Origin of the sequence: Chitinophaga niabensis (assembly GCF_900129465.1) — a bacterium.
In the GTDB taxonomy this organism is placed as follows: domain Bacteria; phylum Bacteroidota; class Bacteroidia; order Chitinophagales; family Chitinophagaceae; genus Chitinophaga; species Chitinophaga niabensis.
Genome location: NZ_FSRA01000001.1, coordinates 1,284,102 through 1,299,958, shown reverse-complemented (window position 1 = coordinate 1,299,958; position 15,857 = coordinate 1,284,102). Strand labels below are relative to the sequence as shown.

The 15,857-nt window shown below is 48.4% G+C and carries 9 protein-coding genes; 6 read left to right on the top strand and 3 right to left on the bottom strand.

The features are described from left to right. Positions 1-10 precede the first annotated feature (10 nt). The 6 genes from BUR42_RS04865 (at position 11) to BUR42_RS04840 (ending at position 7,931) form a co-directional block, all read left to right on the top strand. Complete coding sequence (locus BUR42_RS04865; RefSeq protein WP_084185404.1) at positions 11-1,645, top strand: NupC/NupG family nucleoside CNT transporter; 1,635 nt, start codon at positions 11-13, stop codon at positions 1,643-1,645. Between the two features lie 91 nt (positions 1,646-1,736). Continuing rightward, positions 1,737-3,902 carry a M43 family zinc metalloprotease gene (locus tag BUR42_RS04860; protein WP_159442217.1) on the top strand — a complete coding sequence of 722 codons (2,166 nt, stop codon included), beginning with the start codon at positions 1,737-1,739 and terminating at the stop codon, positions 3,900-3,902. Beyond that, complete coding sequence (gene mqnE / locus BUR42_RS04855) at positions 3,899-5,080, top strand: aminofutalosine synthase MqnE (protein WP_074238154.1); 1,182 nt, start codon at positions 3,899-3,901, stop codon at positions 5,078-5,080. The genes BUR42_RS04860 and mqnE overlap by 4 nt, the downstream gene beginning before the upstream one ends. A 5-nt stretch (positions 5,081-5,085) precedes the next feature. Next, positions 5,086-5,616 (top strand): DUF192 domain-containing protein, encoded by a 531-nt coding sequence (locus tag BUR42_RS04850; RefSeq protein ID WP_074238153.1) that lies wholly within the window; start codon positions 5,086-5,088, stop codon positions 5,614-5,616. A 24-nt stretch (positions 5,617-5,640) separates the two neighbouring features. Continuing rightward, on the top strand, positions 5,641-6,864 hold the full coding sequence (locus BUR42_RS04845; protein ID WP_084185402.1) for a glycosyltransferase family 87 protein: 1,224 nt from the start codon (positions 5,641-5,643) through the stop codon (positions 6,862-6,864). Continuing rightward, positions 6,861-7,931 (top strand): hypothetical protein, encoded by a 1,071-nt coding sequence (locus BUR42_RS04840; RefSeq protein WP_074238152.1) that lies wholly within the window; start codon positions 6,861-6,863, stop codon positions 7,929-7,931. The genes BUR42_RS04845 and BUR42_RS04840 overlap by 4 nt, the downstream gene beginning before the upstream one ends. A gap of 53 nt (positions 7,932-7,984) precedes the next feature. On the opposite strand, the gene BUR42_RS04835 is transcribed toward BUR42_RS04840, so the two are convergent. From BUR42_RS04835 to smc, 3 genes are all read right to left on the bottom strand, one after another. Beyond that, positions 7,985-10,258, bottom strand: coding sequence for a DUF7133 domain-containing protein (locus BUR42_RS04835; RefSeq protein WP_084185401.1), 2,274 nt, complete (start codon positions 10,256-10,258; stop codon positions 7,985-7,987). Positions 10,259-10,488: 230 nt separating this feature from the next. After that, positions 10,489-11,952 carry an MFS transporter gene (locus BUR42_RS04830; RefSeq protein WP_074238151.1) on the bottom strand — a complete coding sequence of 488 codons (1,464 nt, stop codon included), beginning with the start codon at positions 11,950-11,952 and terminating at the stop codon, positions 10,489-10,491. 95 nt (positions 11,953-12,047) lie between these two features. Next, positions 12,048-15,578 (bottom strand): chromosome segregation protein SMC, encoded by a 3,531-nt coding sequence (gene smc / locus BUR42_RS04825; protein WP_074238150.1) that lies wholly within the window; start codon positions 15,576-15,578, stop codon positions 12,048-12,050. Between the last annotated feature and the right edge of the window lie 279 nt (positions 15,579-15,857).

Below are 15,857 nucleotides of genomic sequence, written 5' to 3'. Positions count from 1 at the left end.
CTGTTAATGCATGCTACATTGGGAAAATCTTACCCGTGGATTCCTGGGAATGTTCTTTCTTATCCTGGTTTGTTATCTGCTGAGCAATAATCGTAAAGCCATTAACTGGAAACTGGTAGGGCTGGGCATCTTTGCACAGGTAATGTTTGCTATGGGTGTACTCAACACCCAGGCCGGCGGGCAACCCGTTTTCTGGGAACTCTTCATCATCATGGTGCTGATCTTCATCTTTAACCGCTTCCGCAGGAAACAGCAGGAAGGTTTTGATCTGCCCAAAGATGCGCTGAGCTGGCTGTTGGCACTGGCAGGCCTTGCAGGTTTTTATTTCGGTATCATTCGCAGCCATCAGTATGCATTTCCGGCCATTGCCTTTACAGTGGGTCTTGTTCCTATTGTAGCCATGATCAGGATACTGCAGAAGCGCTCACTGGAGTTACTGAAATGGACGATCCTTACAGCCTGCATCCTGCTGGCTATTTGTGTATTTACGCGATTATGTAATCCTGAAATATTCCGCAGCGTTCTTTCTTCTGTATCCAGTTCTTTTGTAGCGCTGATCAATAACAGTCATGCCGGTACGGAATTCATGTTCGGCGCACTGGCAGATGCCAGCGGTAACTGGGCCTATATTTTTGCGGTGCAGGTATTACCGAACATCATCTTCTTTGCAGCGCTTTCTTCTATTCTTTACTACCTGGGCATCCTGCAAAAGATCGTATACATCTTTGCTTACCTTCTGAATAAGCTCAAGATCTCCGGTGCTGAAAGTCTCTCTACCGCCGCGAATATTTTCCTGGGCCAAACGGAAGCCCCGCTGATGATCCGCCCTTACCTGGAAGGTATGAGCCGCTCTGAGATCCTCTGTATTATGATCGGTGGTATGGCCAACACTGCAGGGAGCGTAATGGCTGCCTATGTTGGCATGCTGGGAGGAACGGATGTAACACAGCAGGAATATTTTGCCTTACACATGCTCAGCCAGAGCATTATGAGTGCCCCTGCCGCCATTGTTTGCTCTAAAATATTATTCCCGGAAACCAAGGAACACCTGATCTCCAAGGAACTGAAGATACCGAAGGAAAAACTGGGAGACAACTTCCTGGATGCCCTTTCGTTAGGTACTACAGACGGGTTGAAACTCGCCGTGAATGTAGGTGCCATGCTGATTGTTTTTACCGCTATGATGTATGTGCTGAATGCCATGCTGGGATGGGTCGGCGATCAAACCAATCTGAATGCGGAGATCAATACTATCAGCGGAGGAAGGTATAAGGAATTATCCCTGCAGCTGATCCTGGGTTACGTGTTCTCCCCTGTTGCCTGGATCATTGGCGTCCCCTCGCAGGACATGCTCAGTATAGGCCAGTTGCTGGGTGAAAAAACCATCCTGAATGAATTCCTGGCCTATAAATCCCTGGGAGAGATGAAGGCCGCCAGCCTGATCACCGATCCCAAATCCTTGCTGATCGCTACCTATGCGCTCTGCGGGTTTGCCAACTTTGCCTCTATAGGCATCCAGATCGGGGGGATCAGCCAGCTGGCACCCAATCAGCGGAAGAACCTCACGGAACTTGGTGTAAGGGCCCTGATAGGCGGCACCATTGCCTGTTTGATGTGTGGCTGCATAGCCGGCGCCTTAACCTGATCATTCAACCGGAAAAACTGTCCGTTAATCGAAAAATAATGCAGATTTCGCCCAGTGTAAGTACATTTACATGAAGGAAAACCGTGCATTTTTGCATATACTATTCACTATCACCTATAATGAACACAACTTGCGTAACTTTACCCTGATCTCCATATTCATTTTCTTTGGTTTTGGAAGCTTTGCCCAACGCAAATGTGGTACGGCGGAAGTGCTGGCAGAGAAGCTGGCAGCACAACCCAAACTGGCAAAAAGGATGCAGGCTATAGAACTGGACCTTCAGAAAAAAAGACCGGACAACAGGCTCTTCCGTGTAAATCCGCTGATCAATGTTCCCGTAGTAGTACACGTTGTATTGCCTAACCCCACCCAGGTAACAGACCAGCAGGTCCTGGACCAGCTGGCAGCACTTAACCTGGATTATCTCGCCGCTAATACAGATATCAATAAAGTACCCGCCGTATGGCAGGCCCGGATAGGCAACCCGCAGATCCAGTTTTGCCTGGCCGTGCGCACGCCGGACGGAGATCCTTCCTCCGGTATTACCCGCACTACCACTACACATGGTGCCTTTTCAGTGAATAACAGCGCCAGCGAAGTAAAATATACCAATACCGGCGGTGCGCCCGGCTGGGATAACACCCGCTTCCTGAACATCTGGGTATGCGACCTGGCCAGCGATTACCTGGGTGTAGCCACCCCTCCCGGCAATATATTCCCCGCAGCAGAAGATGGTGTGGTGGTGGATTACAGGGCCTTTGGCAGAATGGGCAGCGCACAGGCACCTTTTAACCTGGGCCGCACCCTTACCCACGAAATAGGGCACTTCTTCGGACTGAAACATACCTGGGCCGATGACAACGGAGGCTGCACACAGGATGATGGTGTGGACGACACTCCCCTGCAGGGCGATCACACCTACAACTGCCCCACTTTTCCGCAGCTGGACAATTGTACCACGGTTGCTCCCGGTATCATGTTCATGAATTACATGGATTATGTGAACGATGCCTGCATGTATCTTTTCACCGCAGGGCAAACTGACCGCATGCGGAATGCGATAGATGCACAAAGAGCTTCCCTGATCACCTCAGACGGTTGCACTCCCGTGAACCTGAAAACGAGAGATGCCGGCATTACCGCCGTATCCCAGCCACAGGGTTATCTCTGCGAAGCAGGGCAAACACCCGTTGTAACCTTAAAGAACCGCGGCTCAGAAACGCTTACCAGCGTAACCATCCGCTACGCCATCAATGGCGGAACACCGGTAAATTACAGCTGGACGGGCAACCTCGCCATGCTGCAGCAGGCAGAAGTTACCCTCCCTGTTCTCACAGCCGGAGAAGGCAATTCCACCCTGAAAGCATATACCGTACAGCCAAACGGCGCAGCAGACGATCAGCCGGATAATGATACCACCGCTGTGAGCTTCAGCTACCGCCGCGAAGTAAGCATACCATTTACAGAAACCTTCGATAATACCCTCTTCCCGCCTGCCGGGTTCAGTATCTCAAACCCTGACAGGAGCTTTACCTGGGAACGTTCCACCACTGGCAGCAAAGGCAGCGCCGGTTCTGCATTAATGCGCAACCTGGGCTATGCCCGCAATGATGAAATAGACGACCTGCTGGGACCGGTAGTAGATGCCGCCAATGCAGACTCTATCTTCCTCTCTTTTGACCTCGCCGCCGCAACAGCCAGCCCCGTTGGCATGCCCAATAATCCCTGGGATACCCTGGAGGTATTGCTGACAACAGACTGTGGTAAAACATTCATTCCCACCGGTTATAAGAAGTGGGGCAGCTCACTGGTGACCAGGACCATCCCTACTATCCAGGAATTTGTTCCCGCAGCTAATGAATGGCGCACGGACACCATAGACCTTACACCTTTTATCCGGAATAAGAAGTTCAGGGTAGTGTTCCGCAACACCACCAACTACGAGAACAATGTGTACATAGACCAGGTCAATATCTTCAAAAAGGATGTGAACAGTACCCTCCGGGATAAAGGCATCCTTGTATGGCCAAACCCTTTCAGCCGCCAGTTCTACGTTGAGTTCAGCACCTGGCCGGAAGACCTGCTGGGCATTGCCGTTTTTGATGCCGCAGGAAGGCTCGTTTATCAGCAGCAACCGTTAGCCCGCGTGGGTAACAGGGTTACAATTGATTTGGTAAATGGGGCAAATGGTGTTTACTTTGTGAAGTTGTTTTACACGCAACAGGTGAGGACTTATAAAATAGTGAAAGCAAAATGACGACGACCATAGCAACACAGCCGGGATTACTGACCATACTTAACGCCGCTTCTCTGGACAAAGATATACGCCGGATCGCTGACAAAGTTTTGCAACAGGAAAGGCTTACGCAGGAAGACGGCGTAACGCTGTTTGAGAAAGGAGATATCGGAGTACTCGGCGCACTGGCCAACCATGTAAGAGAAAGGAAACACGGCAACAAAACCTACTTCAACCGTAATTTTCATATAGAACCTACCAACGTTTGCGTATTTACCTGCAAGTTCTGCTCTTATTCCAGGTTGTACAAAAACCGTGAAGAAGGCTGGGAACTCAGCATTGACCAGATGCTGGATATTGTAAAGAAATACGACGGCCAGCCTGTTACCGAAGTGCACATCGTAGGGGGCGTACATCCCAAAATGAACCTGGATTTCTTTATTGAGCTCATGCAAAAGATCAAGGCACACCGCCCTGACCTGCACGTGAAAGGCTTTACGCCGGTAGAGCTGGACTATATGTTCCGTAAAGCAAAGCTCAGCACGGAAGAAGGCATGAAAAAAATGCATGAAGCCGGTCTGCAATCCTTACCGGGTGGCGGCGCGGAGATCTTCCACCCTGATATCCGCAACCAGATCTGCCACGATAAAGTGGACGGAGATGGCTGGCTGGAAATTCACCGTATTGCTCATAAACTGGGTATGCACTCCAACGCTACCATGCTCTATGGCCATATTGAAGAATACTGGCACCGCATAGATCATATGGAACGCCTCCGCCAGCTGCAGGATGAAACAGGTGGCTTCAACACCTTCATTCCCCTGAAGTTCCGCAACAAGCAAAACGACATGGCGCATATACCGGAATCTACCATTGTGGGAGACCTCAAGATGTATTCCGTAGCCAGGTTATACATGGATAACTTCCCTCACCTGAAAGCCTATTGGCCCATGCTGGGAAGGAATACCGCACAGCTCACCCTTTCCTTTGGGGTGAATGATCTGGACGGCACTATCGACGATACCACCAAGATCTATTCCATGGCAGGTTCCGAAGAACAGAACCCTTCCATGAATACCGCACAACTGGCCATGCTTATCAAACAGGCAGGCAGGATCCCGGTTGAACGGGATACCGTGTATAATGAGATCAGGGATTATGGTGACGTTGTTTTTTCAGACGAAGAATTACTCAACTGATATTTATGAACTTTAAGATCATCATACTGGCTGCATGGGGCAGCCTGTATATGGCTTCCTGCCAGAATCAACCAACCGGCACACGGGCAGACTCTTCTGCTGTTTCTACTGTAACAGCTCCTGCTCCTGTAGTGGATAATGGCCCGGTCTTCAAAAAAGAGGGAGTACTTTCTTTTATCAGCAAGGAAAAAGGCGATACCATCAAAACCATTGATATTGAGATAGCTGAAACAGACGAAGAACGCGCCAGGGGGCTGATGGACCGCAAATCCATGCAGGATACACAGGGCATGCTGTTCATCTTTGCCGAAGCGGAAGAACAATCCTTCTGGATGAAGAACACTTACATTTCATTGGATATCATGTACGTAGGGGCAGACCTGGAGATCGTATCCATCCAGAAATACGCCACCCCTTTATCTGAAGAGAGCCTTCCCTCCTTCAAAAAAGCCAAATATGTAGTGGAAACAAATGCCGGTTTTGCAGATAGATATAAGGTGAAGTACGGCGATAAGATTGTCTTCACAAAAGACTAATAAAGCGTCCGGGAGGCGCATAAAATGGGGGAACTACAACTGGGTAACACATCGTTTCTGATCAGAGCGGGCGGGAAAGAATGGCCTGTTATCATTCTTTGGTTTGGCATTTCCATATTTGCCGCCGGGAAAGAGATCTGGAATGATAACATCAATAACTACCTTATTTTCAAACATGTTTACCTTCACGTTACCACCCTGCAACCTTTATACCTCTTTTACCCTGAACAATACCATGATGTAAATCTGTACGGCCCGGTATTCAGCCTCCTCATCGCGCCTTTCAGCATGCTGCCTGATCATATCGGCGCCATGTTGTGGGCCATTGCCAATACCACTTTCCTCTACTTTGCTATCCGGCAGTTACCACTTACCCGCATACAGCAAAATTTCATTTTGCTCTTTTGCAGTAATGAGCTATTTGGTGCCAGCAGTTATCTTCAGTTTAACCAGGGTATTGCGGCCTGTATCATTTTAAGTTTTGCACTTATCCTGAAAGGAAAAGAATTCCTGGCCGCAGCGCTGATCGTTGTAGGTACACTTACAAAACTCTATGGTATAGTGGGCCTTGCTTTCTTCTTTTTCAGCGATAACAAATGGACCCTCATTAAAGGACTTTTCTTCTGGGGCATTGTGTTCTTCCTTCTTCCCATGCTCCTCTCCTCACCTGCTTATATCCTGCAAACCTATGGGCAATGGGCTGAAGCACTGGTCATAAAAAATAACAAGAATGTACAGGGCGCGCTGTTACAGGATATTTCCGCCATGGGTTTTATCAGGCGCACCTTCCACCTGCAAAACATGGCCAATTGCTGGGTGATCATCCCGGCCATTGTGATATTTGTAAGTCAGTATATGATGCTTCCCTGGAGGCAGAACAGTACCTACCGCCTTTATATACTTTGTTCCGCACTGCTTTTCCCCTTACTATTCAGTACCAGTTCAGAAGCGGCTACCTATATTATTGCCTTCCCTGCTGTTTGCATCTGGTATGTTATACAAACACCGGCAAAATGGAAGACAGCCGTTTTCATTTTCGCCCTGATCTTTTGCAGCTTTGCTCATTCAGACCTTGTAACACCATGGGTGCGCCATCATATCTCCGTGCCTTATGCCATCAAAGCATTCCCCTGCCTGCTCATCTGGCTACTCATTGCTTACCAGGTACTTACAAAAAAATTCCTACCTAAGGGTAACAAAAAGGAACATGCGCTGATCTACTTGCAAACAAACAACAAGCAAGTATGAAAACATTATCCTTAAAACCACTGTTCCTCTCCGCGATTGCAGCACTTAGCATTATTTCCTGTAACAAAAGCGATGCGCCCGAAACGCCGCAGAACAGGGATGCTGCCTTAATCACCGAATTCTTTGCCAAAAACGGCCCTGCTGTTGAACGCTTTACCGTGGACGCTACCACAGGCGGCGTGATCAGTACCGCCAAAGGCACCAGGTATAAAATACCCGCCGGCGCATTTGTGAACGCTGCCGGTCAGGTAGTTACCGGTAACGTGGTGGTAGATGTAAAAGAGATCACCAAAGTGAGTGAAATGATCCTGGGTAACAAACCCTCCACTACTACAGATGGCGGCATCCTCGTTTCCTACGGGGAATTCTTTGTAAAAGCTTCTCAGAATAATAACCAATTGCAATTGAAGAAGGACTCCACTGTACTGGTGCAGGTTATCGCTAAACCGGCAGCACAGATCAGGGAAATGCCTTTATGGGATGGAGATTCCCTGGTTACTTACACATCCACGGGTTATGATCATGAGAATACTACCGTAACCATCACGCAACAATACAGCATTAACAGGGGGATCCAATGGACGCAGGCGAACGGTTATGCCTTGTTCAACGGCACCACCGGTACACTGGATTTCAAACTGGATTCTTTACTGAACTGGCGCAACTGTGATGTACTCTATAGTATTCCCGGCGTTAAAACTACGGTAATGGGTTACTTCGCTAATAACTTCAATGAGGAAACCGGTAATGCTTATGGTGGTGAACAACCCAGTATGCTGTTCTTTAAACCGAAGAATGAAAACTCACTCGTTAAATTATACAATGTGATCCTGAATGCACCGGTTGGCAAAAAAGGATTTCACAGTTATCAGACATCTATCCCCATCGGGCTGGAAGGTACTTTCCTGGCTATCAGTGCAGTGAATGGCAAGTTCTATGCAGAGATGAAGGATGTAACCATTGCGGCGCCCCTGGCAGGCAAAACTTATACAGGTGTAACATTTGATCCGCAGGAAGTTTCAGAAACTGCGCTGCTCGCGTTGATCAATCAAATGAATTCAAAGTAGGCGTGGTACTGTGGGAGTATGTACCGGTACTGTTCAGCCAGTACCGGTTTTTTTTATTTAAATTCTTCCATGGTGAAAGATTTTTGCCTGCCTTTATATTTCTCTCTCACACTTAGTATATCCTTCTCCGTTACCTTCTCCGCTTTATTGCCCCAGGCGTTGCGGATAAAGCTCATAAGCTGTGCAATATCCCCGTCAGAAAACTCATCGTTACTGCCAATACCCGGCATATCTGCATTGTATTCGGGTGCTTTGTAGATCTTGCCGTTCACTTCCACCGGTCCGGTCAATCCATATAATACGATCGCGATCAGTCTTTCCTTTTTGCCGGTTACAAGCTCTGAATGGTTCAAAGGTGGCGCAAGGGATTGGATACCTTCTCCATCTGCACCATGGCAGGTTTGGCAAACTGTTTTGAAGATCAGGTTGCCACGCGGGAATTCTTTGGCCAGTACATCGCCCTGGCTGGCTTTCCGGCGGTTGGAGATGTCTGTTAATACTTTCTGCAGATGACGGCGGATCACCAGGTTGGTATCGGGGTTCCAGGCTATCACTTCATCCAGTAAAGCTGCTTCCTGGTCTTTTGCATTACTGATCAATGCATCTGCCACAAACACATCTTTCGGGAAACCGTAGAAGAATGCCGGTGATAAACGTTTGGCCATGGATGGGTCCACTTTTTTCAAAGCAGGCAGCACTAGCGCAGCTGAAGGCGCCAATTGCTGATCAATTAAAAAACCGGTCAGTATATCTGCAACGGCTGCTTTATTACTGCTATTAATAATGGAAGGTAAGGTCCACAGGGCCTGCGTTCTGATCATTACATCCTTCTGCCTGGTCAATGGTTTTACATCCGTGATGTTCAAAGCATGCAGGCCTTCCAGCGTCCATAGCGTGTGGATCAGGCCTATTGGTTTAGTTGTATCTGCCAGGCGCTGTCTTAACAGTGGAATGGCGGATGCATATTTTCCGTCCACCAGCATTTGTTGTGCTTTATCACGGACCCATCCGTTTGTATTATCCAGCGCTGCAACGAGTTGTGCAGGATCTGCTGTAAGTTTGAACGGCATTGGTTTTGCACCATTGGGTAATACCCGGTAAATGCGGCCGCAGTTCAATGGCTGTGTGAGGCTGCGGGTATTAATTTCATTTTTGAGATAAGGGGTGAGATAGGTTTTATGCTGGATGATGCCACGGTACATATCCAGCACGTAGATCGCGCCATCAGGCCCCAGGTGCAGGTTTACAGGGCGGAAGCGTTCATCTGTACTGGCCAGGAATTCGCGGCCGGTATAAGCCAGCTTTCCTTTTACCTGGTAACCGCTGTCTTCCAGGAGGTCCCTTTTCACCAGGTTGGCAGAAGGTTCTGCTACAAAAGCATTGCCTTCATATGCCGCGCCGTATAGTCCTCCCCGGTAGATCAGCGGCCCGCAGGCTGCAGTGAAGTTGATCAGGCGGAGGCTATCGTCCAGCACTTTTTTCATATAACCACGGTTCACACCGGGTGTTGGCCTGGCAGGGAACACCCGGTTATCCGGCACAATGTTCTCATCATATCCTTTTACGTTGCGCTGGTTTGGATTGGCGCTTCCCAGCCCCGGCGAGAAATAATCTCCCAGGAGGTTCTCTGAGTTGTTGTTATAGAACAGGCGTCCGTAATTATCCTGTGAAATACCCCACTGGCCACGGAAATGAGTATCCTCTTTCAACCAGCGGTTACCTTCTTTCCGGTACCTTTTATTGGATTTGGCATTGTAGATCCAGTTGTCCATGGCCCGCAAAAGGCCATTGGGTTGATGTTCCACATTTCCACCTTCTGTATAGGCTGAATCTACAAGGGTACGTTTGCCGGCTTTATCGCCGTTTATTTCTACGTACCAGAGCCGGGGAGGTTCTGCTACGAGGAGACCGTTCTCTATGATACACAAGGCACGGGGTAATACCAGGGAATCCAGGAATACCGTGCGTTTATCTATAACGCCGTCTCCTGTTGCGTCTTCCAGGATCACGATCTTGCCATTCATGGCATTTTCGCCGGTACCTGAAGTATCGGGCATATAACCCGTCATCTCCGCTACCCAGAGGCGCCCCTTTTCGTCAAAGGTCATCGCCACGGGTACAATTACCTGCGGTTCCGCCGCTACCAGCTGAACACTGAACCCGTCTTCTGCTTTTAAATGTTGGAGGGATTGTTCTGCCGTCAGCACCGGGGATTCCCCATATTGCTGCCGCATGGCAATGGAATCAGCTTTGGGGGATTTCCCCTCATTACCACAAGACATAAACATAAGCCCTGCTAAAGCACATCCGATCAATTTACTCGTCATAGCCCAAAAAGATATAACTCCCAAAATACTGCGCTTCCGCTAATATTCAAATCCATCCATCAAAAAACCTTGGGCTGAATGTACGGGTGGGGTGTTTTTTAAAACCTGCACCTGAAAGATGAAAGCTCCCGGAACACATTCTTAATGGTTCAAATCCATCCATCAAAAACCTGGGGCTCAAAGTACGGCGGGGTATTTTTTAAACCCTGCACCTGAAAAATGAAAGCTCCTTAAAAAAACTTACGCCGGAACACATTCTTAATGGTTGAATACCCTGTCATCAGGTTGCCTATCAGGAAGCTTTGCTTGAGGTTATGCCGGATGGTACTGCGCATGATCCTTACCACCATGTCCTTTTCCACCTCTCCCGTTTCTTTCACCCTGGATAAACGGTTCACCGCTATCAATGCCAGTAAAGCCCCGAAAGCAAAGAGGAAGTTCCATTCATGCAGCTCTACAAGATGAAAGGCTTTCGTCCAGTTAGGGCTTCCCCACTCTGCATCTATCTTCAGGTGGCGGCCGGTGAAATAATCCGCAAGATATCCACCTGCCAGTGGTGCCAGCGAAGAGAACACCGCCGTAACAATATTCTTTGTGGCAAGGTAATAGATCGCGTCCGATTGCGGTGCCAGCTTCAGGCCTATATTAGTGAGGGACAGGTTGATGCCTGCATTGGCAAAACCCATTACGATATGAATGCAGGTAAGCAATACCAGGTTAGGCCATAGCTGTGAGTAAATACCCACAAAACACCAACCCACCAGGCACAGGATATACAGGGGCGCGCCAATGGCAATAATGGTTTTATTACTGTACCGGTCTGCAAACATACCCCAGAGCCTGATAGTCAGGATGCTGGACACCTGGCTGAGGATAGTGAGGCCAATGATATAAGAAAGCCCCAGCCCCATGCTCTTCATCATAAAAACAGTAAAGAAGGGCGCCGCAATGTTCACCGCAAACACCCAGGCAGAATTAAAGATCAGCAGGCGCCTGAAATTACTGTCCTTCAGGGGGCCACGTAATAAGCGGAAGATATTCTCCTTGGTCATGTATACCTGTGGTTCCGGCGTTTTGGAAAGGAAGATGGCGCCGCAAAGCCCAAAGATACCTGCTGCAATGAACATCCAGCCGTATACGTTGAGTTCCATCGATGGCTGATGATCGCGGATATAGTCAATCCCCAATGCCAGCAACAGGCTTAGCACGGCATTCAGCGTTTGCATATAACTGCTGCGTTTGGCAAAATAAGCCCCCAGCTGGTTACCCGGCACCAGGTCTTTCATCCACGAATTCCAGCTGGCGCCGGCAATAGCACCGGAAAAATAATAGAAGAAAAGAATGGGGATGATCAGTTCTATGGTGGTCCATTCCGGCCAAAGCAGCGGAAATATGCCAATGATGATGAGGGGAAAGCGGGCCAGGAAAGCACAGGTCACCGTTACAATGCGGCGGTTATTAAACCGCCGTACCAGCCAGATAGAGATCAGCTGGAACAGGTTCACCAGGGTGGGTAATGCAGCTATCAACCCCAGCTGCAGGTTGTTGGCACCCAGCAGAATGGCCATGGCCACAACAAAAGCACCGCCTGTTAAGGTGGTCATGGCTTCGGAAGCCAGCCCATCTCCTATTACCAGTTTTAACCCCCTGCTTACGTCTGTTTCTGTAAGTGACTGACTTGGCTTCAGATCCATTACAACTATTTTTTCGAGGTTAAGGGGCAATCATTGTACCATAAAAAAAGGTGTACTGTTTTAACAGCACACCTATATAAAATTTGATGAAGATCTTAATTCAAGCTCCTGAAGTCCACAGGCACCAGTTTACTCACACCAGCTTCCTGCATGGTTACCCCGTAGATCACATCCACCGCAGCCATCGTTTGCTTGTTGTGCGTTACGATAATGAACTGGGAGTTATCGGAGAACTTGCGGATCATATTGGTGAACTTGCCTACGTTGGCATCATCCAACGGCGCATCCACCTCATCCAGGATACAGAAAGGTGCCGGTTTGATCAGGTAAATAGCGAAGAGCAGCGCGGTAGCCGTAAGGGTTTTTTCTCCACCGGACAATTGAGTAATGGCCGCCGGGCGTTTACCTTTCGGTTTAGCGATGATCTCTATACCGGTATCAGCCAGGTTGGACGGATCGTTCAGGATCATATCGCACTGATCTTCTTCCGTGAACAAAGCTTTGAACACACGGATAAAGTTTTCTTTCACCTGGTTAAAGGTATCCAGGAACTTCTGGTTAGCCGTAGATTCCACTTCCTGGATAGTTTGCAATAAGGATTCTTTGGCGTTCACCAGGTCGTTCTTCTGCTCTAAGATGAACTCGTAACGTTTCTTCATTTCCGTATACGCTTCAATGGCCGTAGGGTTGATCTCACCCATGTTCTCCAGCCTTTTCTTGAGGCGTTCCGCATTGTTTTGCAGGTCTTCCACAGACTGATTGCCGGTACGGTCTTCGTCCAGGATCTCGTCCAGGTTGATCTTGAACTCTACACTCAGCCTTTCTTTCATGGAAGAGAGTTGCAGCTTGAGTTCATTCACCTTGTCTTTGATCAGGTTCAGGTTCTGGTCCAGCAGATCGCGGGTTTTCAGTTTGGAACGCAGCGTGCTTTCCAGTTCCTGCAGGTGGTTACGGAAGTTGTAATACTCCTGGTCCTTTTCATTCACGCTCTTTTCTTCTTCTTCACGGCGGCGGAACAGGTCTACCAGTCCGTCTTCTGAAGAAGCCAGCCTGTCTTCAGCCGCAGCGATGTTACCTGCGGTATCTTCCAGTTGTGTTTTATTGCTTGTTACCTGTACATACAGGTCGCTCAGTTGTTTACGTTTGAAATCCAGTTCCTGTTTGAGGCCCTGCACCTTGCTGTGCTGGCGGGTATGTTGAAGGTTCTGGTTATTGAACTGCACGCTTGCCTGGTTGAACTGCTGCTCTGCCTCCTGTGCTGCCCTGTCTGCCGCCTGAATGCTGTCGTGCAGGTTATGCACTTTTTCATTGAGGCCATCCAGTTCATCCCTTACGGATGCAATGCTTTGTTCATTGGCTTCCAGCTGCTGCTCCATTTCTGTGAGGCGCTTGCTGCCGGTTTCGATCAGGTGATGGAAGTTCTCGATCCTGTTCTGCAAACCAAAGAGCTGATTGTTCAGCTGGTTCACTTTCTCCTTTAAAGCATTGATCTTATTCTCATTCAACTGGCTGTTGTAACCCAGCACCTGGTCGTGCTTAGCCTGCAATTGTGCTTTAAGGCTGCTGCAAACGGCTTCCAGGTCTTTGATCTCCTGGTCCAGCTTCTCCAGGTTCTTGGCGCGGCCCAGTTTCTTTCCTTCGAACAAACCTACAGAGCCGCCATTCATGCTGTATTTACCACGGTGAACACGGCCGCTCTTTTCCGTGATCAGCACATCCTGGTCCGGCAGTTCGGCGAAGTTCATGGCAGTAAGGTCGTTCGCAATGAACACTTTGCCCAGCAGGTAATTACCCAGCCCTTTATACTTCTCGTCAATCTCCACCACTTCCAGTGCGGAAATAGTGCCGGGAGGGGCAAACAGGGTACCTGCCTGGTGATTGAACTGGTCCAGTATAAAGAAGTTGGCTTTACCTTTTTTATGGAGGTCCAGCAGTTGGATAGCCTGGATGGCTTCTTCTGCATTGTTCACCACATAGAAGTTCAGGTAAGGTTCCAGCAGGTTTTCTATACAGGTGCGGTAAGCTTCCTGGCAAAAGAAAATATCGCTGAGGATGGGTGCTTTATTATTCCAGTCTGTGTTCTTTTTGAGGAACTTGATACTCTCGGGATAACCTTCCAGGCTGTCCACAAGGGATTTCAACAGATCGTATTCGTTCTTTTTGGAATCCAGTTTACGGTTCTCGTCTACCAGGCGGTCGCGCAGGCCTTCTATCTCACCTTGTGTGGCGAGGATCTTGCCTTTTGTTTCTTCCTGGAAGTTCACCATTTCTTCCAGCTCATCCTTGCTGTTTTCCAGTACTTCCTGCAAACCGCTCTTCTCTTCTTCCAGTTGCTGGATCTGTGTTAAGCGGTTGGTCTTTTCTTCCTGTAACTGCTGGATGCCGCGCTGAAGGTTTTGTACGGAAGTATCGGCAATTGCCACTTTCTTTTCCGCTTCAAACTGCTGGCGCTGCCATTGCTGCTGGTCTTTCCGGAGGTTTTCCAGGTTGAGCTTCTTCTCTGCAAAATGATCTTTCTTCTCATCCACCATTTCGTGGAGGGTTTCCAGTTCATCCTGCATGGAGTCGAATACTTCCTGCTCGTCCGCCACCTGCGTTTCAGTGAAAGCGATGGATTCCGTGAGGCCTTTTGCCTGCCCTTCCGCGTTATTGAGGAAGTCCGTCAGGCTCTTTTCCCTTTCCTTTAAGTAGGTCAGTTGTTGTGAAGCGAGGTTCTTATCATTCTCCTTGGTGCGGATGGTAGATACGAGTTCATTGAAAGAGCGCTGCAATACCTGCAATTCCCTTTCTTTCGCTACAAAGTGCAGTTTATCCTGTTCCACAGCGGCCTCGTCCGTAGAGATCTCTGCTTCGAGGGCAAACTTACGGTCTGTTTCCTGCTGCTGCTGCTCTGTGAGGTCTTTAAAGGTGTTGTTAAAACCTTCCAGCGAAGCTTTGGCCAGTTCAATGCTGGCCTCTTTATATTCCTTTTTGATCTCGTAGAACCGTTCCGCTTTGCGGGCCTGGCTCTCCAATGTCTTGAGGTTGTTATTGATCTCGAAAAGAAGGTCCTCGATCCTGTTCAGGTCGCCTTCTGTAGCGTCCAGTTTGGATTTGGCTTCCTTTTTCCGGGTTTTGTAGATGGAAATACCGGCGGCCTGTTCCAGCATCCGGCGGCGGCTGTTCTCTTTATCCTTGATAATATCGTCTACCATCCCTAACTCGATGATGGCGTAGGAGTCTGTACTGACCCCCGTATCCATAAAGAGGTTATGGATATCCTTGAGGCGGCAGACTACATCGTTCAAACGATATTCGCTGTCTCCATTCTTGTAGAACTTACGGGTAACAGTCACCGTGGTGAATTCGGTAGGCAATACGTTCTTATTGTTCTCGAACGTAAGGCTTACTTCCGCCATACCACTGGCGGAACGGGTACGGGAACCATTGAACACGAGGCCGGCCTGGTTATCTGAACGCAGGTTACTGATCTTATGTTCTCCGATCACCCAACGGATAGAATCGATGATATTACTCTTTCCGCATCCATTAGGGCCAATAACGCCTGTTACGCCTTCGTCGAAGTGTAACACGGTTTTGTCCGCAAAACTTTTAAACCCTTTGATCTCTAGTGTTTTTAAACGCACAACACCTCCTTTTTATGAGCCGCCAAAGATAATTGAATTAAGTTGATATCAGCATCATGGGGCTTGCCGCTTCGGGATAACGGTACGTAGATATGGTCACACTCACACGTAAAATTCAATGATGCTGAATCATTTGGTAAGTTAAAAGAGAACGTATAATATTTAGTATTTACTTATACACACTTGGGGATAAATTTTTCACATTTACTTAAATTGGAAAGTGATAAACAACTGATAATGAGACGATAGCTAAGATTAAATTATAAAAAAGAAGAAGCA